25 protein-coding genes and 1 other RNA gene are annotated in these 24,498 nt (G+C 63.2%); 9 read left to right on the plus strand and 17 right to left on the minus strand.

What is annotated here, in order from left to right:
• Positions 1-4: 4 nt before the first annotated feature.
• Positions 5-475 carry an Lrp/AsnC family transcriptional regulator gene (locus tag DMX11_RS04040; protein ID WP_110743336.1) on the minus strand — a complete coding sequence of 157 codons (471 nt, stop codon included), beginning with the start codon at positions 473-475 and terminating at the stop codon, positions 5-7.
• A gap of 126 nt (positions 476-601) precedes the next feature.
• On the opposite strand from DMX11_RS04040, the gene DMX11_RS04045 reads away from it, so the two are divergent.
• The 3 genes from DMX11_RS04045 to DMX11_RS04055 all read left to right on the plus strand — a co-directional run bounded on the left by DMX11_RS04045 (position 602) and on the right by DMX11_RS04055 (position 3,104).
• The gene (locus DMX11_RS04045; RefSeq protein WP_110743337.1) at positions 602-907 is read left to right on the plus strand and encodes a hypothetical protein; all 306 of its coding nucleotides are present in this window, start codon (positions 602-604) and stop codon (positions 905-907) included.
• Between the two features lie 121 nt (positions 908-1,028).
• A complete protein-coding gene (locus DMX11_RS04050; RefSeq protein ID WP_110743338.1) occupies positions 1,029-2,702 on the plus strand; it encodes a GspE/PulE family protein in 1,674 nt (557 codons plus the stop codon).
• Positions 2,703-2,789: 87 nt separating this feature from the next.
• A complete protein-coding gene (locus DMX11_RS04055) occupies positions 2,790-3,104 on the plus strand; it encodes a DUF2388 domain-containing protein (protein WP_110743339.1) in 315 nt (104 codons plus the stop codon).
• Between the two features lie 57 nt (positions 3,105-3,161).
• Here the strand turns inward: DMX11_RS04055 and gcvP are convergent, their stop codons facing one another.
• The 10 genes from gcvP to DMX11_RS04105 all read right to left on the minus strand — a co-directional run bounded on the left by gcvP (position 3,162) and on the right by DMX11_RS04105 (position 15,568).
• Positions 3,162-6,035 (minus strand): aminomethyl-transferring glycine dehydrogenase, encoded by a 2,874-nt coding sequence (gcvP, locus tag DMX11_RS04060; RefSeq protein ID WP_110743340.1) that lies wholly within the window; start codon positions 6,033-6,035, stop codon positions 3,162-3,164.
• 175 nt (positions 6,036-6,210) lie between these two features.
• Complete coding sequence (gene gcvH / locus DMX11_RS04065) at positions 6,211-6,594, minus strand: glycine cleavage system protein GcvH (protein ID WP_110743341.1); 384 nt, start codon at positions 6,592-6,594, stop codon at positions 6,211-6,213.
• Between the two features lie 51 nt (positions 6,595-6,645).
• Positions 6,646-7,728, minus strand: coding sequence for a glycine cleavage system aminomethyltransferase GcvT (gcvT, locus tag DMX11_RS04070; RefSeq protein WP_110743342.1), 1,083 nt, complete (start codon positions 7,726-7,728; stop codon positions 6,646-6,648).
• Positions 7,729-7,852: 124 nt separating this feature from the next.
• Positions 7,853-9,433: an iron ABC transporter permease gene (locus DMX11_RS04075; protein ID WP_177410707.1), complete on the minus strand. Its 1,581-nt coding sequence runs from the start codon at positions 9,431-9,433 to the stop codon at positions 7,853-7,855.
• A 204-nt stretch (positions 9,434-9,637) separates the two neighbouring features.
• Complete coding sequence (locus DMX11_RS04080; RefSeq protein WP_110743343.1) at positions 9,638-10,639, minus strand: extracellular solute-binding protein; 1,002 nt, start codon at positions 10,637-10,639, stop codon at positions 9,638-9,640.
• A gap of 116 nt (positions 10,640-10,755) precedes the next feature.
• Complete coding sequence (locus DMX11_RS04085) at positions 10,756-11,973, minus strand: 2-octaprenyl-3-methyl-6-methoxy-1,4-benzoquinol hydroxylase (protein ID WP_177410708.1); 1,218 nt, start codon at positions 11,971-11,973, stop codon at positions 10,756-10,758.
• A 9-nt stretch (positions 11,974-11,982) separates the two neighbouring features.
• The gene (locus DMX11_RS04090) at positions 11,983-12,465 is read right to left on the minus strand and encodes a DUF4442 domain-containing protein (protein ID WP_110743345.1); all 483 of its coding nucleotides are present in this window, start codon (positions 12,463-12,465) and stop codon (positions 11,983-11,985) included.
• Positions 12,462-13,661, minus strand: a complete 1,200-nt coding sequence (gene ubiH, locus DMX11_RS04095; protein WP_110743346.1) for a 2-octaprenyl-6-methoxyphenyl hydroxylase — start codon at positions 13,659-13,661, stop codon at positions 12,462-12,464. The genes DMX11_RS04090 and ubiH overlap by 4 nt, the downstream gene beginning before the upstream one ends.
• Positions 13,658-14,992, minus strand: a complete 1,335-nt coding sequence (gene pepP / locus DMX11_RS04100) for a Xaa-Pro aminopeptidase (protein WP_110743347.1) — start codon at positions 14,990-14,992, stop codon at positions 13,658-13,660. The genes ubiH and pepP overlap by 4 nt, the downstream gene beginning before the upstream one ends.
• Positions 14,993-15,013: 21 nt before the next feature.
• On the minus strand, positions 15,014-15,568 hold the full coding sequence (locus DMX11_RS04105) for a YecA family protein (RefSeq protein WP_110743348.1): 555 nt from the start codon (positions 15,566-15,568) through the stop codon (positions 15,014-15,016).
• 180 nt (positions 15,569-15,748) lie between these two features.
• Between DMX11_RS04105 and DMX11_RS04110 the strand changes: the two genes are divergently transcribed.
• From DMX11_RS04110 to DMX11_RS04125, 4 genes are all read left to right on the plus strand, one after another.
• Positions 15,749-15,931 carry a TIGR02449 family protein gene (locus DMX11_RS04110; RefSeq protein ID WP_029886233.1) on the plus strand — a complete coding sequence of 61 codons (183 nt, stop codon included), beginning with the start codon at positions 15,749-15,751 and terminating at the stop codon, positions 15,929-15,931.
• Positions 15,928-16,248 carry a cell division protein ZapA gene (locus tag DMX11_RS04115; protein WP_110743349.1) on the plus strand — a complete coding sequence of 107 codons (321 nt, stop codon included), beginning with the start codon at positions 15,928-15,930 and terminating at the stop codon, positions 16,246-16,248. Before DMX11_RS04110 ends, DMX11_RS04115 begins: the two co-directional genes overlap by 4 nt.
• Before the next feature lie 17 nt (positions 16,249-16,265).
• Positions 16,266-16,445, plus strand: a non-coding RNA gene (gene ssrS, locus DMX11_RS04120) — 6S RNA.
• A 79-nt stretch (positions 16,446-16,524) separates the two neighbouring features.
• On the plus strand, positions 16,525-17,133 hold the full coding sequence (locus DMX11_RS04125; protein ID WP_110743596.1) for a 5-formyltetrahydrofolate cyclo-ligase: 609 nt from the start codon (positions 16,525-16,527) through the stop codon (positions 17,131-17,133).
• A gap of 18 nt (positions 17,134-17,151) precedes the next feature.
• Here DMX11_RS04125 and DMX11_RS26020 read toward each other — a convergent pair whose 3' ends face one another.
• Entirely contained in the window at positions 17,152-17,304 is a 153-nt protein-coding gene (locus DMX11_RS26020; RefSeq protein ID WP_177410703.1) for a hypothetical protein, read from the minus strand.
• A gap of 179 nt (positions 17,305-17,483) precedes the next feature.
• On the opposite strand from DMX11_RS26020, the gene DMX11_RS04130 reads away from it, so the two are divergent.
• On the plus strand, positions 17,484-17,936 hold the full coding sequence (locus tag DMX11_RS04130) for an EVE domain-containing protein (RefSeq protein WP_110743350.1): 453 nt from the start codon (positions 17,484-17,486) through the stop codon (positions 17,934-17,936).
• Positions 17,937-18,034: 98 nt separating this feature from the next.
• Here the strand turns inward: DMX11_RS04130 and DMX11_RS04135 are convergent, their stop codons facing one another.
• A complete protein-coding gene (locus tag DMX11_RS04135) occupies positions 18,035-18,439 on the minus strand; it encodes a flagellar basal body-associated protein FliL (RefSeq protein WP_110743351.1) in 405 nt (134 codons plus the stop codon).
• A gap of 157 nt (positions 18,440-18,596) precedes the next feature.
• Between DMX11_RS04135 and DMX11_RS04140 the strand changes: the two genes are divergently transcribed.
• On the plus strand, positions 18,597-19,574 hold the full coding sequence (locus DMX11_RS04140) for an NADPH:quinone oxidoreductase family protein (RefSeq protein WP_110743352.1): 978 nt from the start codon (positions 18,597-18,599) through the stop codon (positions 19,572-19,574).
• Between the two features lie 80 nt (positions 19,575-19,654).
• Here DMX11_RS04140 and DMX11_RS04145 read toward each other — a convergent pair whose 3' ends face one another.
• From DMX11_RS04145 to rho, 4 genes are all read right to left on the minus strand, one after another.
• Positions 19,655-20,305, minus strand: a complete 651-nt coding sequence (locus tag DMX11_RS04145; protein WP_110743353.1) for a gamma-glutamylcyclotransferase — start codon at positions 20,303-20,305, stop codon at positions 19,655-19,657.
• Positions 20,306-20,550: 245 nt separating this feature from the next.
• Positions 20,551-21,519, minus strand: a complete 969-nt coding sequence (locus DMX11_RS04150) for a CDP-6-deoxy-delta-3,4-glucoseen reductase (RefSeq protein ID WP_110743354.1) — start codon at positions 21,517-21,519, stop codon at positions 20,551-20,553.
• Positions 21,519-22,985 (minus strand): 4-hydroxy-3-polyprenylbenzoate decarboxylase, encoded by a 1,467-nt coding sequence (gene ubiD, locus DMX11_RS04155; protein WP_110743355.1) that lies wholly within the window; start codon positions 22,983-22,985, stop codon positions 21,519-21,521. The genes DMX11_RS04150 and ubiD overlap by 1 nt, the downstream gene beginning before the upstream one ends.
• Positions 22,986-23,143: 158 nt before the next feature.
• Entirely contained in the window at positions 23,144-24,403 is a 1,260-nt protein-coding gene (rho, locus tag DMX11_RS04160; RefSeq protein WP_003253661.1) for a transcription termination factor Rho, read from the minus strand.
• Positions 24,404-24,498: the final 95 nt, after the last annotated feature.

Raw genomic sequence — 24,498 nt, forward strand, 5'->3', positions numbered from 1 at the left:
GGCCTCACCGCGACAGCGGCAGGCTGGTGGTGGACTTGATTTCGGACAGCGCCACAATCGAGTTCACCTCCTGTATACCCGGCACGTTCGACAGCTTTTCAAAGAAGAAACGCTCGTAGGCTTCTATGTCCGACGTGACGATACGCAGCAGAAAGTCCACGGCCCCCATCAGCACATAACACTCCAGCACTTCAGGGAACCCGCGGATCGCCTCGGTGAACTCGGTAAAGTTGGAGCGCCCGTGGGCGTTCAGTTTCACTTCGGCAAAAATCTGCGTGTTCAGGCCGACCTTCTTGCGGTCGAGCAAAGTTACCTGCCCACGAATTATCCCCTCCTCCTTCAAGCGCTGAATACGCCGCCAGCACGGCGATTGCGACAGCCCGACACGCTCGGCGATCTGCGCGCTGGACAGCGAAGCGTCCTCTTGCAGCAGTTCGAGAATCCGCCGGTCGTATGCGTCCAGCTCGCTGTGCATTTTTAAGTCTCCATATCGGCTTATGTTGGATTAAATTATTCGCTATAAATGGGATATAACCAAATCATAGCGAAAAAATACCGCCCACAACGTGCAAGAATTTCTCCCACATTTGCGGAGACCAGTATGAACGCACAGCCCCGTACCGACGCCTGGGCCGCCCACAACGCCCACAGCACCGTCCATTACCGCCTGCAAGCCGACGCAGAGCCCGACAGCCTTTGTCGGGTGCTCAACCTGTTCGCCCTGCAGTTCCTCACGCCGCACAGCGTGCAGGTCAGCCAGCAGGATGACTGGCTGGATATCGAAGTGGGTGTCGGCGGCCTGAGCTGGCACCGGGCCGAGGTGATTGCGCAGAAACTCCGTAACCTGGTGTGTGTGGGCGAGGTGAGCCTGAACAACCTGCAGCGTTTGGAGCTGGCAGTCGTATGAGCCTGCACCGGCCCTATCGCCGGCACAGGCACAGCAAAATCCCGAAACCCTTCGCGCATGATGATCCCGCCCCACGCGGCTAGCCTTGTTCAGCCCATTCCTACAGGCACGGACGCCCATCATGCACACCCCTGAGAACCCGGCACTCGACCTCAACCACGTGCTCCAGGCCCTGCTCGCTGACCAATGCCTGCATGCCAGCGACACCCTGAACGTGCTCGAACACGCCGCCGCCGACCCCACCCGCCACCCACTGGAACAAATCGCCGCCTGCAGCCTGGAAAACCGCCAGCACCCGGGCCAGCCGCTGGACCTCGATCACCTCTGCCAATGGCTGGCGAGCAAGGTTGGCCAACCCTACCTGCGCATCGATCCCATCCAGCTCGACCTGCCCCAGGTCAGCGGCCTGATCTCTCCGGCCTTCGCCCAGCGCCACGGCATCCTTATCATCGCCGCCGACGCTACCAGCGTTACCGTCGCCAGCGCTCAGCCCTATCAGGATGACTGGCAGGCCGACCTGGCCCGCAGCCTCGGCCGGCCAATCCGTCGCGTGCTGGCCAGCCCGTTGCAGATCCGCCAGTCAGGCCAATCGTTCCAGCGCCTGGCCCAGTCGGTGAAAGGGGCGCAACACCAGCAAGCCGCCAGCCTGGGCGAACTGGAGCAATTGCTGGAACTGGGCAAGCGCCAATCCGAAGCCAGCGCCGACGACGCCCACATCGTGCATATCGTCGACTGGCTGCTGCAGTACGCCATCGAACAGCGCGCCAGCGATATTCACCTTGAACCCCGCCGCGACCAGGGTCAGCTGCGCTACCGCATCGACGGCCTGCTGCATAACGTGTACGCCTTCCCTGCCGGGGTCACCCTGGCGCTAGTCAGCCGCCTGAAGCACCTGGGTCGCATGGATGTGGCGGAAAAGCGCCGCCCACAGGACGGCCGGCTGCAAAGCCGACTGCCAGGCGGCGGTGAGGTGGAACTACGGCTATCGACCCTGCCAACCCCGTTTGGCGAGAAGCTGGTGCTGCGCCTGTTTGACCCGAACCAGCTGCAAGATGGCTTCGACCGCCTCGGCCTGCAAGGCCAGCAGCTGGCCCAGTGGCAAGCCCTGCTGCGCCAGCGCCAAGGGATCATCCTGGTCACTGGCCCAACCGGCTCCGGCAAGACCAGTACGCTGTATGCCAGCCTCAAGCTGCTGGCGACGCCCCAGGTCAACCTGTGCACCATCGAGGATCCGATCGAGCGCCTGGAACCGGCCTTCAACCAGTTGCAGGTCCAGCCAGCCTTGGACCTGGGCTTTGCCGACGGCGTGCGGGCCCTGCTGCGACAGGATCCGGACATCATCATGGTTGGCGAAATCCGCGATCGCGAAACGGCCTTGGTGGCGGTGCAGGCAGCCCTGACTGGGCACCTGGTGCTGTCCACTCTGCATACCAACGACGCCTGTGCGGCAATTACCCGCCTGCAAGAACTGGGTGTCGCCGATTACCTGATAAAGGCGACACTGATCGCCGTGATGGCCCAGCGCTTGGTGCGCACCTTGTGCACGGATTGCCAAGTGGCTGCATCGGGCAATTGCCGAACCTGCCGGGGCACCGGCTTTCACGGGCGTACGGGTTTGTTCGAACTGCTCGAGCCCAGTGACAGCCTGCGTGCATTGATCGGCCCGAACGCCGACCTGAACCAGCTACGGCGCCAGGCAGTGCTCGACGGCCTGGTTGATCTGCGCCGCTGCGGCGAAGCGAAAGTGGCCTGTGGGCAGACGCGTGAGGAGGAGGTGCTGCGCGTCTGCAGCTGACGAAAAGCCCACTGTATTCAGGAACTTGCCTCGTTGAAAAAGATCCAACCGCGCATCTTCAACCCTCACCCTTCGAGGTGTTTCAACATGCGTCTCAAAACCGCCATCGCCGCCGCTGCCTTGCTTTCGCTGCCTATAGGCTCGGCCATGGCCGATACCTTCTGGCGTAACGTAATGACCTCCGGTGCTACTACGGCATCGAGCTACCTGACCTCGCGGGATCACAAGCTGGTAGTGGCCGCGCAGGATGACGCCAGCAGCTTCGTCGCCAGTGAAGGCGCGATCCGTGGGCCGTTCCTGGAAGCAGCCATGCGCCAGGCCCGGGCCGAGCACCCGGGGCTGCAGGCTTCGGACATGGAATTGGCCAATGCCATCCTGGCCAAGAATGCAGTAGCCGAGTAACCGCCTTGCCTGCTTCGCGGGCCTCCCCCGCGAAGCGGGCGACACCAGTCTTCTGCCCTACCGGTAAGCGTCCACCGGTACACACGCACAGAACAGATTGCGGTCTCCATACACGTTGTCCACCCGGTTTACCGCCGGCCAGTACTTGTGCTGGCGGACATGGGCGCTGGGCGCCACCGCCTGCTCCAGGCTATAGGGCCTGTCCCACACGCCCAGCACATCGGCCAAGGTATGCGGCGCATGCTTGAGCGGGTTGTTCTCCGCTGGCCAGTTACCCTCCTGCACCTCGGCAATCTCCGCACGAATCGCCAGCATCGCCTCGACAAAGCGGTCCAGCTCAGCCTTGGACTCACTCTCCGTCGGCTCCACCATCAGCGTACCCGGCACCGGAAACGACATGGTCGGCGCATGGAAGCCATAGTCCATCAGGCGCTTGGCCACGTCCTCCTCGCTGATACCGGTCAGCGCCTTCAACGGCCGCAGGTCGAGGATACACTCGTGCGCCACACGCTGGTTGCGCCCGCGGTAAAGCACCGGAAACGCGCCGCCCAGCTGGCTGGCCAGGTAGTTGGCTGACAGGATCGCCACCTCACTGGCGTCGGCCAGCTGCGGGCCCATCATGGCGATGTACATCCAGCTGATCGGCAGGATGCTCGCACTGCCCCAGGGTGCGGCACTGACCGCGCTGTTGTTCGGGTCCAGGCCGGGCACCGGTACTACCGGGTGGCTGGCGACGAACGGCTTGAGGTGCCCGCGAATGCCGATCGGTCCCATGCCCGGCCCCCCTCCGCCGTGGGGGATGCAGAAGGTCTTGTGCAGGTTCATGTGTGAAACGTCGGCGCCGATGTCCGCCGGGCGCGCCAGGCCCACCTGGGCATTGAGGTTGGCGCCGTCCATGTACACCTGGCCGCCGTGCTGGTGCACCACTCCGCAAATTTCGCGAATGCCCTCTTCGTACACCCCGTGGGTCGAAGGGTAGGTGATCATCAGGCACGACAACCGCTCGCCGGCCGCGCTGGCCTTGGCTTTGAGATCGACCAGGTCGACGTTGCCGTCATTATCGCAATCGACGATCACCACCTCCATGCCGGCCATTTGCGCCGACGCCGGGTTGGTGCCGTGAGCCGACGACGGTATCAGGCACAACGTGCGCTGAGGCTGGTGGCGGCTGCGGTGATAACGGGTAATGGCCATCAGCCCGGCGTATTCGCCCTGGGCGCCAGAGTTGGGCTGCATGCAGATGGCATCGAAGCCGGTGATCGCGCACAGCCAGCTCTCAAGCTCGTCGATCATCGCCTTGTAGCCGATGGCCTGCCCCGCCGGGGAAAACGGGTGTAGCTGGGCAAACCCGGGCCAGGTGATCGGGATCATCTCGCTGGTGGCATTGAGCTTCATGGTGCACGAGCCCAGCGGAATCATCGATTGGTTCAGCGCCAGGTCCTTGTTCTCCAGCTGCTTGAGGTAGCGCAGCATCTCGGTTTCGCTGTGGTGCAGGTTGAACACCGGGTGCGCGAGGAACGGGGTACGCCGCACCAGGCTGGCGGGGATACCTTCGGGCATGGCCAACTGGTCGAGGGCGGCAATCTCCAGGCCGTGATCCACCCCCAGGAAGATATCCAGCAGGCGCAACACCGTCTGTTCGTTGCAGGTTTCGTCCAGGCTAACGCCCAGGTGGCCGCGGCCCAGTATGCGCAGGTTGATCTGCGCGGCTTCAGCGCTTTCGATTATCGCGGCCTGGGCGCCACCGACATTCAGGGTGAGGGTGTCGAAGAACTGCTGGTTGAGGCGCTGGATGCCTTTGGCTTCCAGCCCGGCGGCCAGGATGAAGGTCAGCCGGTGCACGCGCTGGGCAATGCGTTGCAGGCCTTCTGGGCCGTGGTAGACGGCATAGAAGCCGGCGATGTTGGCCAGTAGCACCTGCGCCGTGCAGATGTTGGAGTTGGCCTTCTCGCGGCGGATATGCTGCTCGCGGGTCTGCAGAGCCATACGCAGCGCGGTGTTGCCACGGGCATCACGCGATACGCCGATGATGCGCCCGGGCATGGCCCGCTTGTAGTCGTCGCGGCAGGCGAAATAGGCCGCGTGGGGGCCGCCGTAGCCCATCGGCACGCCAAAGCGCTGGGTCGAGCCCAAAACCACATCGGCGCCCAGCTCACCGGGTGGCGCGAGCACCACCAGGCTCAACAAGTCGGCCGCCACGCAAGCCAGGGCCTGCTGGCTGTGCAACTGATCGATCAGCGGGCGCAGGTCGCGCACTTCGCCATGGGTGTCGGGGTATTGCAGCAAGGCGCCGAACACCGAATGGCTGGCCAGGTTATCCACAGAGTCGACGATCAGCTCGAAGCCAAAGCCCTCTGCGCGGGTCCTGAGTACCGACAAGGTCTGTGGGTGGCAGTGCTCATCGGCGAAGAACGCATTGCTCTTGTTGCGTGCCACCCGCTTGGCCAGGGCCATGGCCTCGGCCGCGGCGGTGGCCTCATCGAGCAGCGAAGCATTGGCCAGCGCCAAACCAGTGAGGTCGATGACCATCTGCTGGAAGTTCAACAACGCCTCCAGCCGGCCTTGGGCAATTTCAGGCTGGTAGGGCGTGTACGCAGTGTACCAACCGGGGTTTTCCAGTACGTTGCGCAGGATCACCGTGGGGGTGATAGTGCCGTGATAGCCCATGCCGATCAGGCTGGTCCAGACCTGGTTTTGCGCGGCGTAGCCAGCAAGCTTGGCCAAGGCAGCCTGCTCGTCCAGCGCCGGTGGCAGGTCGAGGGGGCGGTTGAAGCGGATGTCTGGCGGTACGGTCTGCTCGATCAGCTCACTGCGGCTGGCGATGCCCAGCGCGTTGAGCATGGCTTGTTGCTCCGTGGCATCCGGGCCTAAGTGGCGACGCAGGAACGGGTTGAGCTCTTGCAGTTGGTGCAGGGATGGCGACTGGGACATGACGACGCTCTCTTCCTGGAACAGCTCTCATGGAGACTTACAAGTCTAGGAAGGGATTGCCGATTGTGCGGGGAAACTTGTTTGCAGGCCCGGCCTCTTCGCGAGGCTGCCGCCCCCACAGGTTAATCACCGGCCAGCGGCGGGCGCTTACGCTGTGGGAGCAGGCAACGGGGATTTACTCGCCGATGGCGGCTTGATAGCCAGCAGCATCAAGCAGCTTGTCCAGCTCGGCAGGGTTGCTTGGCTTCAGCTTGAAGATCCACGCAGCGTAAGGTTCTTCGTTGAGCTGTTCCGGGCTATCGGCCAGTTCTTCGTTAACGGCGATCACTTCGCCACCCACCGGGGCGTAAATATCAGAAGCGGCCTTGACCGACTCCACCACACCCGCAGCATCGCCAGCGCCAAACACTTTGCCGACTTCAGCCAGCTCTACGAACACCACGTCACCCAGGGCTTGCTGGGCGTGGTCGCTGATGCCCACGGTCACTGTACCGTCGGCTTCCAGGCGCGCCCACTCGTGGCTTTCGGCAAAACGCAGTTCGGCGGGGATATTGCTCATGTCTTGAATTCCTCGATTGGCTCAGCGGTACGCCCGCCGGTTAAAAATTGTTCAGATCAGGATCTTTCCGTGGCGCACGAAAGTCGGTTTGACTACCCGCACCGGGTACCACTTGCCGCGAATTTCCACCTCGGCCCGGTCACCGGTCGCCATGGGCACGCGCGCCAAGGCAATGGACTTGCTCAGCGTAGGCGAGAAACTACCACTGGTGATCTCCCCTTCGCCAATGCCGGATACACGCACGACCTGGTGGGCACGCAGCACGCCGCGCTCTTCCAGCACCAGGCCGACCAGTTTTTCCTGCACACCCTGCTCGATTTCCTTCAGCAGGCCGGTGCGGCCGATGAAGTCACGCCCGGCCGGCTCCCAGGCGATGCTCCAGCCCAGGTTGGAGGTAAGGGGGGTGTGGGCTTCGTCGATGTCCTGGCCGTAGAGGTTCATGCCGGCTTCCAGGCGCAAGGTGTCACGGGCGCCCAGGCCGCTGGGGGCGATGCCCGCGCCGACCAGGTCGTTGAAAAAGGCCACGGCCTGCTCACCCGGGAAGATGATCTCCAGGCCGTCCTCGCCGGTATAACCGGTGCGGGCGATGAACCAGTCGCCGTCGGTAACGCCTTCAAAGGGGCGCAGTTCGCGGATCAGCGCGGCGCGTGCGGGGCTGAGCAGGGCTGCAACTTTCTCGCGAGCGTGTGGCCCCTGGATGGCAAGGATGGCCAGGTCGGGGCGGACCTGGAAGCCCACGTTGAAACTGGCACGCTGCAGTTGCAGCCAGTCGAGCACCCTGGCCCGGGTGGCAGCGTTGGTGACCAGGCGATAGCCGGATTCAGTGCGATAGACGATGAGATCATCGATCACCCCGCCCAGTTCGTTCAGCAGCGGGCTGTACAGCGCCATGCCAGTGCCTTCGAGGCGGGCCACGTCATTGGCCAGCAGGCGCTGCAGCCAAACGGTAGCATCGGTGCCGTCGACATCGATCACAGTCATGTGGGAAACATCGAAGACGCCGCAGTCGCTGCGCACCTGATGGTGCTCCTCGACCTGCGAGCCGTAGTGCAGGGGCATGTCCCAGCCACCAAAATCGACCAGCTTGGCGCCTAGCGCCAGGTGCAGGTCATACAAAAGCGTGCGCTGTCCCATGGGTTTCTCCTTCCGGGCGTGGCGAAGCGGCGGCGGTCGATGACGTTGGTCGTCAGCTCTTCTTGTTCAACACCCACCGCGCGAATGCCGCGCATTGTAGCCGCAAGGTCGCAAGCTGGCATCCTCAGTGACTGTGACCGGGTCGACGGGCCGAACGACGGATCAGGCCGATGACCGGCAGCAAGCCCACCAGCACCAAGGTCAGCGCCGGCAGCGAAGCACGCGCCCACTCGCCTTCGCTGGTCATCTCGAACACGCGCACGGCAAGGGTGTCCCAGCCGAACGGCCGCATCAGCAAGGTGGCCGGCATTTCCTTGAGGACGTCGACGAACACCAGCAAGGCGGCGCTAAGAACACCAGGTACCAGCAGCGGCAGATACACCTTGCAAAACAATCTTGCGCCACCGACACCCAGGCTGCGCGAAGCCTCCGGCAATGACGGGCGGATGCGTTCCAGGCTGCTCTCCAGTGGCCCGTAAGCGACTGCGATGAAGCGCACCAGGTAGGCCAGCAGCAACGCCGACAGGCTACCCAGCAGCAACGGTTTGCCCGCCCCGCCCAGCCAGCCGGACAGTGGGATGACCAGGTTGTTGTCGAGGTAACTGAAGGCCAGCATGATTGACACCGCCAGCACCGAACCGGGCAAGGCATAACCCAGGTTGGCCATACCTACCCCGGCGCGAATGGCGCCGGTCGGCGCCTGGCGCCGGGCAAAAGCCAGCAGCAGCGCCACACACACCGTAACCAGAGCAGCCATCCCGCCCAGGTACAAGGTGTGCAGCACCAGGCCGACGTAGCGCTCGTCCAAGTCATGCCGCCCGCGCTGCCAGAACCACACCAGCAGCTGCAGCAGGGGTATCACGAAGGCGCAGGCGAACACCAGCAGGCACCAGCCGCTGGCCAACACCGCCTTGAGCCCGCGCAGGTGATAAAGCGCCTGACCACGCGGCCGCTCGTTACCACTGCGACTGGCGCCGCGGGCGCGGCGCTCGCCGTACAGCACCAGCATCACCGCCAACAGCAGCAGGCTGGCCAGCTGGGCCGCACTGGACAGGCTGAAGAAGCCGTACCAGGTCTTGTAGATGGCGGTGGTGAAGGTGTCGAAGTTGAATACCGCTACAGCACCAAAGTCGGCCAGGGTTTCCATCAGCGCCAGGGCGATGCCGGCGCCGATTGCCGGCCGCGCCATGGGCAGGGCCACGCGCCAGAATGCCTGCAATGGGGAGAGCCCCAGTACCCGCGCGGCTTCCATCAGGCCCTTGCCTTGGGCCATGAAGGCAGTGCGCGCCAGCAGATAGACGTAGGGATAGAACACCAGCACCAGGACGATGATTACCCCGCCGGTGGAGCGTACCCGTGGCAAGCGCATTGGCCCGAACACCTCACGCAACGCACTTTGCACCGGGCCGGCGAAATCCAGCAGGCCGACGAAAACGAATGCCAGCACGTAGGCAGGGATGGCGAACGGCAACATCAGCGCCCAGTCCAGCCAGCGCCGGCCAGGGAACTCGCACAGGCTGGTGAGCCAGGCCAGGCTGACGCCCAGGACAGTGACGCCGATGCCTACGCCGACTACCAGGGCCAGGGTATTGCCCAGCAGCCGGCTCATCTGGGTGTCGAGAAGGTGCGACCAGATCTGCAGGTCGACGGATTGCCAGGACAACAGCAGCACGCTCAGGGGCAGCAGCACCAAGGCGGCGATCATGGCGACCGGGAGGTACCAGCGGCGTTGGGGAGTGTGGGGCAAGGCTTGGTTCTCGATTGCGATGGCGACCGCTGCGCGGTCGTTCGCGGGACAAGCCCGCTCCCACAGGGACCGCACAAGGCATCGATCCTGTGAAGGTCCTGTGGGAGCGGGCTTGTCCCGCGAAGGGGCCTCTGACGGCCCCGGAAGGATAAAGCCTGGCGCTTAGTTGTAGCCAGCCCGATCCATCAGGCGGATAGCTTCAGCCTGGCGCTTGCCGGCAATCTCCACCGGAATGCTATCGGCCTTGAAGCTACCCCACGCTGCCACTTCATCCGATGGCTTGACCTTCGGGTTGGCCGGGAATTCCTGGTTGATGTCGGCAAACAGCTTCTGAGCTTCTTCGCCGGTCATCCACTCCACCAGTTTCTTCGCGGCTTCCGGGTGTGGCGCATGCTTGGTCAGGCCAATGCCCGACAGGTTCACATGTACGCCACGGTCGCCCTGGTTGGGCCAGAAGATTTTCACCGGCAGTTGCGGGTTCTGCTTGTGCAGGCGGCCGTAGTAGTAGGTGTTGACCACGCCCACGTCGCACTGGCCGGCCTCGATGGCCTGGATCACCGCATTGTCGTCGGAGAACACGTCGGTGGACAGGTTGTTGACCCAGCCTTTGACGATTTGCTCGGTCTTCGCCTCGCCATGGGTTTCGATCAGGGTAGCGGTCAGCGACTGGTTGTACACCTTCTTCGCCGTGCGCAGGCACAGGCGGCCTTCCCACTGCTTGTCGGCCAGCGCCTCGTAGGTGCTCAGCTCTGCCGGCTTGACCCGCTCGGTGGAGTAGATGATGGTGCGCGCACGCAGGCTCAGACCAGTCCAGTCATGGGACGAGGCGCGGTACTGTGGCGGAATGTTCTGGTCGATGATGTCGGACTTGATCGGCTGCAGGATGCCCATTTGCTCGGCCTGCCACAGGTTGCCGGCATCGACCGTCAGCAGCAGGTCGGCCACGCCGTTTTCGCCCTCGGCCTTGATGCGCTGCATCAGCGGGGCTTCCTTGTCGGTGATGAACTTGACCTTGACCCCGGTCTTGGCGGTATAGGCATCGAACACCGGCTTGATCAGCTCGTCGATGCGCGAGGAGTACACCACCACTTCGTCCGCTGCTTGAGCGGTGCCGCCGAACAAAGTCAGGGCCAGGGCGGCCAGTAGGGGCTTGCGTGGCAACATGGAAAGCACTCCTCGGAGGGTATGAGAGGTGCGAATGGTAGTGAATCCCATTTTCTGGCTCATCTACCTAGCAGTTACCGAATGTTGCAAAGGGCCGCAACGCGGCCCCGGCACGCTCAAGCCTTGGCCAGATCCGGCAGATCACCACTTAAACCCAGTGCCTGACGCACAAACAGCGCTTTGGCTTCAGGCATCTGCTCCACCAGCTTCAACCCGCTGTTGCGCAACCAGCGCAACGGCAGCGGATCGGCCTGGAACAACCTCTCGAAGCCCTCCATCGCCGCCATCAACGCCAGGTTGTGTGGCATGCGCCGGCGCTCGTAACGGCTCAGCACCTTCACATCGGCCAGCCGCTCGCCGCGCGCGCAGGCATTGACCAGCACCTCGGCCAACACCGCCGCATCGAGAAAGCCCAGGTTCACACCCTGCCCGGCCAGCGGGTGGATAGTGTGTGCAGCATCACCGATCAAGGCCAGGCCTTCATCCACATAGCGCTTGGCGTGACGCTGGCGCAGCGGCACGCACACCCGTGGGTCGGCCTGCAACACGCCCCCCAGGCGCCCTTCGAAGGCCCGTTCCAGGGCCTGCATGAAGGCCGCTTCATCCATCGCCATCAGCTGCTCGGCATGCTCAGGGGTGGTCGACCATACGATCGAACACCAGTCTTCCTGGCCATCGCGGCTCAACGGTAAAAAGGCCAATGGCCCTTCATCGGTGAAGCGCTGCCAGGCCGTGGCCTGGTGCCCGCCGCTGCAACGCACGCTGGTGACGATGGCATGGTGCAGGTAATCCCACTCGCGGGTTTCACAGCCCGCCAGGCGCCGTACTGCCGAATTGGCGCCATCAGCAGCGATTACCAGCGGCGCGCGCAGTTGCCGGCCATCGGCCAGGGTCAGCAGCCATTCATCGCCAGATCGGCGCAGCTGCTCCAGCCGCGCATTCGCCAGCAGGCCAATGTCGCTGTCGTGCAGGCGCTCCAGCAGGCCGTCCTGCACCACCCGGTTCTCGACAATATGGCCGAGCACCTGGGCATGCACGCTGGCCGCCGAGAAATGAATCTGCCCGGTGCCGCTGCCATCCCATACATGCATGTCGGAATACGGCGTGGCGCGCCGCTGGGCAATGCCGTCCCAGGCGCCAAGGCGCTCGAGGATGCGCTGGCTGGCAGCCGACAGCGCGCTGACACGCGGCTCGAACGGAGCCTGGGCATCGAATGGCTTGACCGTCAGCGGGCCACCGTCGAGCAAGAGGATTTGCAAGCCACTGTGGCGCAACGCCAGGGCCAGTGCGCTGCCGACCATACCGGCACCGACAATCAACAGATCTGCGCGCATTTCCATGCTTTACGCCAGCCTCGCTTGCGGCTTGAGCCGCACATATAGGGTTTTATCGACCCGCGCCACCAACTCGCCAGCGCCATCGCGGATATCGACCTGCAAACGCGGCAGGCACTTCTTGCCGGTGGCGGTCTGCTGGCGAATGTCGTCCAGCAGCGCGTCATCGACGTGGAATTCGGCATACACCGGGCCTTTGCCCGGCGAGATGAAATCGATGCTGGCAGCCTTGTCCCAGACGATGTACTCCCGCCCCAGTTGCTCGATCAGCAGCAGCATGTAGAACGGGTCGGTCATGGCGTACAAACTGCCACCGAACTGGGTACCGACATAGTTGCGATTCCAGCGCGTCAGTTTCATCGCCACCTTGACGCTGCGCAGGTCCGGGCTGATGTGCTGCACACGAATGCCGGCGCCCAGGTAAGGGGGGTAAAGGTTCAGCAGCCAGCGCAGCATACGCGCCCGGCGCGCCAGTTTACGCGCGTTGCTCATGCCTGGCCCCGCGGGTCGGGGCGAGTGCCCAGGCCCATGGCCTGGCGGGCGAACCAGCTTTTTGCCGGTGGCAGCAGGTCGAGCCCGAGCAGGCCCAGGTTGCGCCCGGCGGCCAGCAACGGCTGGTTGCTGCCGAACAGGCGGGTGACCTGGTCGGAGAAACCGATGGTCATGGCCTGGTCCAGGCGCTGACGCTGGTGGTAAGCCTGCAGCGTGGTCAGGTCGCCTGGCCGCTGCGGGCCAGCCAGCAGAGCCTCGGCCAGCGCCTGCACGTCACGCAGCGACAGGTTGAAGCCCTGGCCAGCGATGGGGTGCAGGCTGTGCGCAGCGTTGCCCAATACCACCAGATGCGGCCGCACCTGCTCCTGGGCTTCGATCAACGACAGCGGGTACAGGTGCCGTGCGCCGACCTGGCGAAGCGCCCCCAGGCGGTAGCCGAACTCACCCTGCAGCTCGCGCAGGAAGCTGCGCTCGTCGATGTCGGCCAGCCGCCGTGCATCCATGCCCTGGCGGGTCCACACCAGCGCACAGCGGTTATCCGGCAGTGGCAACAGGGCCATCGGGCCTTCTGCGGTGAAGCGCTCGAATGCTTGGCCACCGTGGGCCTCGCCGGGGGTGATATTGGCGATCAACGCGCTTTGCTGGTACGGCGTATGGCGTACGTGGATGCCCAGCTGTTCGCGCAAGCCGGAACGGCCGCCGTCGGCCAGTACCGCGAGGTCGCATTCCAGCTGGGTGTCGTCGTTCAGGCGCAACCGGTAGCCGCCTTCGATGGCCTGCATCGAGGTCACTTCCGCTGGGCAGCGCCAGCTCACCACGTCACTGTCCAGCCCTTGCCACAGGCATTGCCCGAGCCAGGCGTTTTCCACCACGTAGCCCAGCGCCGGCACACCCTCTTCCAAGGCATCCAGGCGCGTGGCGCCAAAGCGGCCACGGTCGGAGACGTGAATCTGCCGGATCGGTTCGGCGCGACGGCCGATGGCCTGCCACAGTCCCAATTGCTGATAGATCTGCTGGGTGCCGAAAGACAATGCCGAGGACCGCGCATCGTAGCTGGGCTGGAAGCTGTCGCCGGGGGCGAAGGGCTCGATCAGCAGGATCTTCCAGCCACGCGCCTTGGCCCCGGCCTGCAGGGCCAAGGCCAGGCTTGCACCCACCAGGCCACCGCCGATGATCGCCAGGTTTACCCGGTTCATGCAGCGTCCTTGCGGGCGGCCTGCATCAGCGCCTCGATCTCGGCGACCGTGCGTGGCACGCCCGACGTCAGGATTTCACAACCTTTCTTGGTGACTACCACGTCGTCCTCGATCCTTACCCCAATGCCGCGCCACTTCCTGGCTACAGCCTGGTTGTCGGCGCCAATGTAGATACCCGGTTCGACGGTCAGCGCCATGCCGGGCTCCAGCACGCGCCACTCGCCGCCCACCTTGTACTCGCCTACATCGTGCACATCCATGCCCAGCCAGTGGCCGGCGCGGTGCATGTAGAAGGCGCGATAGGCTTCGCTGTCGATCAGCTCCTGCACATCCCCTTGAAGCAGGCCGAGCTCCACCAAGCCTGCGGTAATCACCCGCACGGTCGCCTCGTGGGCGTGGTTCCAGTGCTTGCCGGGGGCGATTTCGGCAAATGCCGCCGCCTGCGCCTTGAGCACCAGCTCGTAGATGGCCTTCTGCTCGGGCGAAAAACGGCCGCTAACCGGGAAGGTGCGAGTGATGTCACTGGCGTAGCAGTCGATTTCGCAACCTGCGTCGATCAGCACCAGGTCACCCTCCTTGAGCGGCGCGTCATTCTGCTGGTAGTGCAGGATGCAGCCATTGCGCCCGGCCGCGACGATCGAACCGTAGGCTGGCATTTTTGCCCCGCCCTTGCGGAATGCGTAGTCCAGCTCGGCTTCCAGGCTGTATTCATGCAGCCCGGCCCGGCAGGCCTGCATGGCCCGCACGTGGGCCCGTGCAGAAATGTCTGCAGCCGCACGCATTACCTTCACTTCCGCTGCCGATTTATACAGGCGCATGTCATGCAGCAGATGATCCAGCGCAACGAACTCGTTCGGCGGCTGGGCGCCCAGGCGGGCCTTGGAGCGGATCACGTTGATCCAGTCCATCAGCCGGCGATCGAACTCTGGGTTGCTGCCCATGGCGCTGTACACCCGCTCGCGGCCTTCGATCAGGCCTGGCAGGATCTCGTCGATATCGGTGATGGGGAAGGCATCGTCGGCACCAAAATCACTCACCGCGCCTTCCTGGCCGGCGCGCAGGCCGTCCCACAGTTCGCGCTCGGGGTTACGCTCACGGCAGAACAGCACGTACTCGCCATGCTCGCGCCCAGGGATCAAGGCGATCACCGCCTCCGGCTCGGGAAAACCGCTGAGGTACTGGAAGTCACTGTCCTGGCGGTACACGTGCTCGACGTCGCGGTTGCGGATCGCAACTGCGGCGGCAGGCAGGATGGCGATGCTGTTGGGGACCATCTGCGCCATCAGCGCCTTGCGCCGCCGGGCATACTCGGCCTTGGGAATGTGGCTCATGGGCAGACTACCCCCGGTTGATCAGTGCAACGATGGCTTGGGCGCGGGTGCGGCTGGCTTGGCCAGCTCGGAGAACAGCAGCAGTGGCGCCACGCGCAGGTACTCCATGACCTCCATGTAGTCGCTCTCGCCGTCTTCGGACTCCTCGAGGGCTTCCTGCACCTGGGAAATGGCTACCAGGTCCTGCAGCACTTCCTTGGCCTCGTCGGACAAGTCCTTGCCGCCGGCGTTCAAGCCAAAACCGGTGATGAAACCTTGGCACCACTGGCCCAGCGCGGTGGCGCGGTCACTCAGTGCAGCGTCGTCGGAAGGCAGCAGGAGGACAATGGCCATGTCGTCGCTGGTTAGCTCGCCCTTGACCATTTCCTGCAGGCCCACCAGGGCGTTGCGCACGGTATCACCGGGCTCGGTTTCCAGCAGTTGGGCGGCATCGGCCAGCCAGGCGTCGGCTTCGAAGCCGGCGCCGGCGCAACTGCGGCCGATCAGCAGGCCGTGCAGTTCGGCCGGGGTGACAGGATGGCCATTGCTCGAGAGCAGCATGGCGAAGGCGATGTAGGGCGATTGGGTATTGGGCATGGGCTGCTAGGCGCCAGACGGCGCAATGACTAGAATGAAGACCTTGTATCCTAGCACCGGCAGGCGCGCCAAGACCATCGGCACTGGCCGTCGCCGCCCAGGGAGCGGCATCATCGCAGGTGACTCAACGACGGAGCGAATCGAGTGCAACCCACGCAAGAGAATGACCTGCAGGCACTGATGAGCCGATTCGAGTTGCTGATCGAGCGCGTCGAGCAACTAAAACGGCAAAATGCACTCCTAGTAGCTCAGGAAAAATCCTGGCGCGAAGAGCGCGCCCACCTCATCGAAAAGAACGAGATCGCCAAGCGCAAGGTCGAGTCGATGATTTTACGCCTCAAGGCTCTGGAGCAAGACTCATGAGTTCAAGCAATAGCGTCACCGTGCAGATCCTCGACAAGGATTACTCGATCATCTGCCCGCCGGAAGAGCGCAACAACCTGGTTAGCGCCGCCCGCTACCTGGACAGCAAGATGCGCGAGATCCGCAGCAGCGGCAAGGTGATCGGCGCCGACCGCATTGCGGTCATGGCGGCATTGAACATTACCCACGAAATGCTGCACCGTCAGGAAGACCGCAGCGCTGCGCCGGTCAACAGCACCAACCGCGAACAGGTGCGCGACCTGCTGGATCGGGTGGACAAGGCTTTGTCCGACGACACGGGTACCAAAATCGACTGAGATTGGTATACTGGCGCCACTCCCTGGGGGATGCGCCAGTCGGTTATGTCCCTGAGCCGATACGCACAACCACGGGGGTTGCACGCTGGGGCCGGTGTGCATGTCCGCCCGACGGAAAGCCTTAACGCCCCCTGCAATCTCCACCTTGAACTTTCGGGTTCAAGGGCTACACCGATAGCGGTCTTGTCGGGGAGCCTGAATTTCTTGCCCGCCTTTATTGGCGGGCAATTCGTTTTGGCCGAGCTCATCGGCCAGCACCCTGGGATCGCTTGTGCCATGACCGACACCGCGCCGCTCACCCGCCCCCAGCTTCGTCGCCTGCTCCGCAATGCCCGCCGCGCCCTTACCCCTGCCCAGCAACGCCAGGCCACCCTTGGCCTGTACCGCCAGCTGGCGCAGCACCCGCTGTTTCGCCGCGCCAGGCACATTGCCCTTTATCTGCCCAATGACGGCGAAATCGACCCCTGCCTGTTACTGCGCGAAGCCCAACGCCGCGGCAAGCGCACTTACCTGCCGGTGCTGCATGCCTGGCCGCGCACGCGCATGGTGTTCCAGCGCTTCGAACAGGGCGAAAAGCTCCGGCCCAACCGTTTTCGTATTCCCGAGCCGGTTACCGAGCGCAAGCGCCAACGGCCGATCTGGGCGCTGGACCTGATCCTGCTACCGCTGGTCGGTTTCGATGAAATGGGGGGTCGCCTGGGAATGGGCGGGGGGTTCTATGACCGCAGCCTGGCTTACCAGGCACGTCGACAGACCTGGAAGAAACCTTTGCTACTAGGGTTGGCGCACGAATGCCAGAAGGTCGAGCGGCTGGCCCAGGCCAGTTGGGATGTACCACTGCAAGGCACGGTCTCGGACCGTGGCTGGTACCTGGCGCCGCGTTGAGCGGCACCAGCGGGCGTATCAACGTTGCGGCTGGCTGGCCTCGACCGGCATTTGATAGGCGTTGTCCAGCTTGCGCTCCCAGAACCCTTGCGCATAACCGGTAGTGACCACACCCAGGCCAAAAATGAAGACCAGGATCCACAGCAGATCCGGTTTTTTACGTTGATACATGGAAGATTGCCCCCCAAGGCAAACTGTTCAGGCTCGGCGGTATTCTGGGCACCACCTGAGCATCGCGCTTTAAACGGGGCGCATTTTCCGACAACCTGCGTCTGCACGCAAACCTTGACGCCAACCGGCTGTCGGTTTCGTGCAACAGGTTATTTCAAACCTTTTCAGGAGCTGCATCCATGGCCTACTGGCTGATGAAATCCGAGCCCGACGAGCTCTCCATCGAAGCCCTCGGCCGCCTGGGCGAAGCGCGCTGGGACGGCGTGCGCAACTATCAGGCACGCAATTTCTTACGCGCCATGAGCGTGGGGGACGCGTTCTTCTTCTACCACTCCAGCTGCCCGCAGCCCGGTATTGCCGGCATTGGCAAAATCATTCGCGCAGCCTACCCCGACCCGACCGCACTGGACCCGCAGAGCCACTACTACGATGCCAAGGCCACGGCAGAGAAGAATGCGTGGACAGCGGTGGATGTTGCACATGTGAAGACATTCCGCCAGGTGCTGGGGCTGGGGCTGCTGAAGCAGCAGAGCGCGCTGGAGGCGTTACCGCTGGTGCAGAAAGGCACACGATTGTCGGTAATGCCAGTGACCGAGGAGCAATGGGCGGCGATCGTTGCGCTGGCAGGGTGAGCCTGAAGCGTTCGCCTTGAGTCATGACGCGTGATTGAAATCGAGCGCCGCGCGGGCGGCGCTCGACAGAACAGGCGCTACAGCTAACGCGACGGGAATTACTGCACGATCAGGTTGTTGAACAGCAGGTCTTCTACGATCGGCTTGCCCTCTTCAGCTTCCAGCACCTGCTGTACCTGCTTCAGCGCTTCCTGGCGAAGGTGTTCCTTGGCCTCGACGTTGCTCATGCTGTCTACGGTCTGCTGGGTGAACAGCGCCACCAGCTGGTTACGAATCAGCGGTTCGTGGTGCTGGACCGCCTTGGCGGCTTCGTCGCCAGTCACACGCAGGGCCACATCGGCCTTGTAAACGCGCAGGCGCGGGCCGCCATCGAGGGCATAGTTGCCGACAAAGGGCGGGCTCAAGCTGATGTAGGCGACCTTGGGCGCCCCTTCCTTGGCTTCCTCGGCCATGGCCGCAGCCGGCAGCAGCAGCGCCAGTACCATCAAGATCCACGCGTTCACGAATTCGCTCCTCAATACAGTTGGCGCCAGCTTACCCAGCACACCGCTCAAACCCAAGCCCGGGCTTATGCCGGCCCATCAGGGAGGACCATGCTCGTTGACCCGGCAAACGGCCCTCCTACACTTATCGGCCACTACCCGCAAAGGAATAGCCCCGATGAAAGCTGTGTTGTGCAAAACCCTCGGCCCGGCGCGCAACCTGGTGCTGGAAGAGGTAGCCAGCCCCCTGCCGAAGAAAAACGAGATCCTGCTGGACGTGCAGGCTGCCGGGGTCAACTTTCCCGACACCCTGATCATTGAAGGCAAGTACCAGTTCCAGCCTCCACTGCCGTTCTCTCCCGGTGGCGAGGCGGCAGGCGTGGTCGCTGCGGTCGGGGAAAAGGCCGGTGCCTTCAAGGTCGGCGACCGGGTCATGGCACTCACTGGCTGGGGCGCATTTGCCGAGCAGGTGGCAGTGCCCGTCTACAACGTGCTGCCGGTCCCGACCAGCATGGACTTCACCACCGCTGCGGCATTCGGCATGACCTATGGTACGTCGATGCACGCCCTGCGCCAGCGTGGCCAACTGCAGGCGGGCGAAACCCTGCTGGTGCTGGGCGCGTCCGGCGGGGTCGGCCTGGCGGCGGTTGAGATCGGCAAGGCCATGGGCGCGCGGGTCATTGCCGCCGCCAGCAATGCCGAGAAACTGGCCGTGGCAAAGGCGGCCGGGGCGGATGAGCTGATCGACTACAGCCAGGCCAGCCTGCGCGAAGAGATCAAGCGCCTGACCGGTGGCCAGGGTGTGGACGTGATTTACGACCCGGTCGGCGGCGAACTGTTCGAGCAGGCGGTGCGCGGCCTGGCCTGGAACGGCCGGTTGCTGGTGGTGGGGTTTGCCAGCGGGGCCATCCCGCAATTGGCGGCCAACCTGGTGCTGCTCAAGGGTGCCGCGGTGCTGGGGGTGTTCTGGGGGGCGTTTGCACAACGCCAGCCCGAGGACAATGCGGCCAACTTCAAGCAGCTGTTTGCCTGGCATGCCGAAGGTAAATTGAAGCCGCTGGTGTCGCAGACTTATCCACTGGCCGAGGCAGGCGCTGCCATTGAGAAGCTGGGGCAGCGACAGGCTGTGGGTAAGTTGGTGGTGCTCGCTAGATAAGCCTCAGGTTTTCTGGTGACAGTGCTGGCCTCTGCGCAGGTAGGAGCAGTTCTACCCGCAAAGCGACCGGCACCGATCAGTCACACTTCCCGCAGGTTATGGCAACGGCGAAACCGTGCTTCGAGGTTGCGATCAGGCATCTGGTGGCTGCGCAGGGCATGCAAGGTCTGCTCGACATAATCGCGCGTGCTGCCATAACGCCCCTTGGCACTCGCCAGGATCTGGCTGAGCAAAGTATCTGGCAGGTTGCCGGCATAGCACGGCAAATGCCGCTCCAGCACAAAGCCCAAGGCTTGCACCTTGCTGCCATCGCCCAGGCGGCAGTTCAGCCAATGCGGCCGGTACGCCGGATAGGGCATCTCGCGTTGCCACAGGGCCATCAACGAGTCGTCCAGGTTGCTTTCATCCAGCCGGTAGGCAAAACCGCTGCAAGAGCCGCCCCGGTCTAGCCCAAACACCAGGCCGGGGGTTTCAGGGGTACCGCGATGCTCGTGCGACCACAAGTACAAGCCGCGGTGGTAACCATGTACCCGCGCACGCTGGCGTTCCACCGAGTTGCACTCCGGGCGCCAAATCAACGAACCATACGCAAACAGCCACACCGGCCCACCCTGGTGCCGAGACATGGTTGTCTTCATGGAGTGGAACAACTGTTCGTTGGTATGTTGCTGACCAAAGTCGAGTGTCGGTGGATATGAAACTTTCCAGGACATACTTTCAAGTGCCGACATAAGCTGCCGCCATTATCCCTATGAACTACGGATGAAGCGCGATTCGATAAGAGGCAGCCCAAGGCCTGTAAACCACGGCTGCTTGCAGTAACCATAGGCCAGATTTGCAGAAATACTCAAGCCCTGACAGCCGCGTTTCATGCGCGGCCCCGACGACCGGGAAGTACTGTTTCGCAACCCGTGAAAGTTATTAGCCAAGGCGGTAACAATTACCGCCTTATACCCGTACTTGCCAACTTCGGTTATTAAGCGCGGGGCGCGTAGGCGAACACATCAGCACGCATGCGGTGCGCATCCATGCCGGCTTCGACAAGGGCGTCGAGGGTGGCGTAGATCATGTTGGGCGAGCCGCTGGCATAGACATGCACGCTATTGAGGTCGGCAATGTCTTCGCAAACCGCTTCATGCAGCATGCCGCAACGGCCTTCCCAGCCGCACAGATCGCTGACCACCTGATGCAGGAACAGGTTGGGCAGGCGCTGCCATTCGTCCCAGTGTTCGATCTGGTAGAAGTCTTCGGGCCGGCGCACGCCCCAGTACAGGTGAACCGGGTGCTTGAAGCCCTTGGCCCGGCAATGCTCTACCAGGCTGTGCATCTGGCCCATGCCGGTACCGGCGGCGATCAAAACCAGCGGGCCGTCGGGCAACTCGGCAAGGTGAGTATCGCCAAAAGGCATTTCGATGCGCGCCAGGCCGTCGCGCTTGAGCTGTTCGATCAGTTGCAGCGCACTGGGCTCACGCGCCAGCACATGCAACTCCAGCTCACGCCCGGCGTGCGGCGCGGAAGCCAGCGAGAAGGCCGCCTGCTTGCCGCCCTCACGCTCGATCATCAGGTACTGCCCGGCGTGATAGCGCAGCGGCTTGCCGGCTGGCGCGCGCAGACGTACCCGCCAGACGTCGCCACCCACGTCGACGCACTCACTGACACTGCACGCCAGCTTGCGCACTGGCAGCTCGCCCAGGGCGAGCACACCATCCCAGAGCAACACACAGTCCTCCAGCGGTTCGGCAATGCAGGTGAACAATTCGCCATGGTCGCGGACTTCGCCATCTTGGCGTACCCGACCTTCGACCAACAACGCGGCGCAGACATGGCAATTGCCATTGCGGCAGCTGTTAGGGCAGTCATAGCCCAGCCGCCGCGCTCCATCCAGGATCCGTTCCCCGGGTTCGAGCGCCAGCACCGCCCCGGACGGCTGCAACGTTACCTGCATCAATCTATTCCCAACTGGTCCCACAGCTCATCGATACGGCGGGTGACGGCTTCGTCCTTGACGATGACCCGCCCCCATTCGCGTGTTGTCTCGCCCGGCCACTTGTGCGTGGCGTCCAGGCCCATCTTCGACCCCAGCCCGGATACCGGCGACGCAAAATCGAGGTAGTCGATCGGGGTGTTATCGATCATCACCGTATCACGCTTGGGGTCCATGCGCGTGGTAATGGCCCAGATCACATCGTTCCAGTCACGGGCGTTGATGTCGTCATCGGTGACAATAACGAACTTGGTGTACATGAACTGTCGCAGGAACGACCACACACCCAACATCACGCGCTTGGCGTGGCCGGGGTACTGCTTCTTCATCGTCACCACCGCCATGCGGTACGAGCAACCTTCCGGCGGCAGGTAGAAGTCGGTGATTTCCGGGAACTGCTTCTGCAGGATCGGCACGAACACTTCGTTCAGCGCAACACCCAGAATGGCCGGCTCATCTGGCGGCCGGCCGGTGTAGGTGCTGTGGTAGATCGGCTTCTGCCGGTGGGTGATGCGCTCGACGGTGAACACCGGGAAGCTGTCCACTTCGTTGTAGTAGCCGGTGTGGTCGCCGTAAGGGCCTTCCGGGGCCATTTCACCCGGGTGGATCACGCCTTCGAGGATTATTTCGGCAGTGGCCGGCACCTGCAGGTTACTGCCACGGCACTTGACCAGCTCGGTACGGTTGCCACGCAGCAAGCCGGCGAAGGCATATTCAGAGAGCGTATCCGGTACCGGGGTCACGGCGCCAAGAATGGTCGCCGGGTCAGCGCCCAGGGCGACTGCAACCGGAAACGGCTGGCCGGGGTTCTTCTCACACCACTCGCGGTAGTCGAGGGCGCCACCACGGTGGCTGAGCCAACGCATGATGACCTTGTTGCGACCGATTACCTGCTGGCGGTAGATGCCCAGGTTCTGACGGTCCTTGTTCGGGCCGCGGGTCACGGTGAGGCCCCAGGTGATCAGCGGCGCCACGTCGCCTGGCCAGCAATGCTGGATCGGCAACGAACCGAGGTCGACGTCGTCACCCTCGACCACCACTTCCTGGCATACCGCGTCCTTGACGACTTTCGGCGCCATCGACACGACCTTTTTGAAGATCGGTAGCTTCGACCAGGCGTCCTTCAGGCCCTTCGGCGGCTCCGGCTCTTTGAGGAAGGCCAGCAGCTTGCCGATTTCGCGCAGCTCATCGACCGACTCCGCGCCCATGCCCATGGCCACGCGCTCCGGAGTGCCAAAGAGGTTGCCGAGCACCGGGATGTCGAAGCCGGTGGGCTTTTCGAACAGCAATGCCGGGCCCTTGGCACGCAGGGTGCGGTCGCAGACCTCGGTCATTTCCAGGACGGGGGAGATCGGAACCTGGATGCGCTTGAGCTCGCCGCGCTGTTCCAGGCCACGGATGAAGTCGCGCAAGTCGCGATACTGCATGCAGGAGCCTCGTGTTGGCCGTATCGGTCGGGGTGCAGAGTGTAGCGCCGTTCGGGCTTTGTTTGGGGCGAAAATGCATTGGGGCCGCTTCGCAGCCCTTCGCGGACACGCCCGCGAAGGGGCGCGAAGCGGCCCCAATTACTGCCTGGTCGGGAAGCTTACTTACGCTTCATCGACAGGAAGAACTCGTCGTTGGTCTTGGTCTGCTTGAGCTTGTCGACCAGGAACTCGATGGCGGCGATTTCGTCCATCGGGTGCAGCAGCTTGCGCAGGATCCACATGCGTTGCAGTTCGTCATCGGCGGTCAGCAGCTCTTCGCGGCGGGTGCCGGAGCGGTTGATGTTGATGGCCGGGAACACACGCTTCTCGGCGATGCGGCGGTCCAGTGGCAGCTCCATGTTGCCGGTACCCTTGAACTCTTCGTAGATCACTTCGTCCATCTTCGAGCCGGTTTCGACCAGCGCGGTGGCGATAATGGTCAGCGAGCCGCCCTCTTCGATGTTACGCGCAGCACCGAAGAAGCGCTTAGGCTTCTCCAGGGCGTGGGCGTCGACACCACCGGTCAGCACCTTGCCGGAGCTCGGGATCACGGTGTTGTAGGCACGTGCCAGACGGGTGATGGAGTCCAGCAGGATGACCACATCCTTCTTGTGCTCGACCAGGCGCTTGGCCTTCTCGATCACCATTTCGGCAACCTGCACGTGGCGGGTTGGCGGCTCGTCGAAGGTAGAGGCAACCACTTCGCCGCGCACGGTGCGCTGCATTTCGGTTACTTCTTCCGGGCGCTCGTCGATCAGCAGGACGATCAGGTGGCACTCGGGGTTGTTGCGCGTAATGTTCGCCGCGATGTTCTGCAGCATGATCGTCTTACCGGCTTTCGGCGGAGCAACGATCAGGCCACGCTGGCCTTTGCCGATCGGGGCACACAGGTCGATGACGCGACCGGTCAGGTCTTCGGTGGAGCCGTTACCGGCTTCCATCTTCAGGCGCTTGTTCGGGAACAGCGGCGTCAGGTTTTCGAACAGGATCTTGTTCTTCGCGTTTTCCGGGCGGTCGAAGTTGATGGTGTCAACCTTCAGCAGGGCGAAGTAACGCTCCCCTTCCTTCGGCGGGCGGATCTTGCCGACGATGGTGTCGCCGGTACGCAGGTTGAAGCGGCGGATCTGGCTAGGCGAGACGTAAATGTCATCGGGGCCGGCCAGGTAGGACGCATCAGCGGAACGCAGGAAACCGAAACCATCCTGGAGGATCTCCAGCACGCCGTCACCCGAGATCTCTTCGCCGCTTTTCGCGTGCTTTTTCAGCAGGGCGAAAATCACGTCCTGTTTGCGCGAACGGGCCATGTTTTCGATGCCCATCTGTTCGGCCATTTCCAAAAGATCGGTAATCGGCTTTTGCTTGAGTTCAGTCAGGTTCATAAGGGGAATGACGTAATCATGTAAGAAGGGAGAATTAAGCTTTGGCTTAATGAAGCCGCGCCGCTAGATGGCGACAGGATCGCGTACTGATTCGA

The organism is Pseudomonas sp. LB-090624 (assembly GCF_003205205.1).
In the GTDB taxonomy this organism is placed as follows: domain Bacteria; phylum Pseudomonadota; class Gammaproteobacteria; order Pseudomonadales; family Pseudomonadaceae; genus Aquipseudomonas.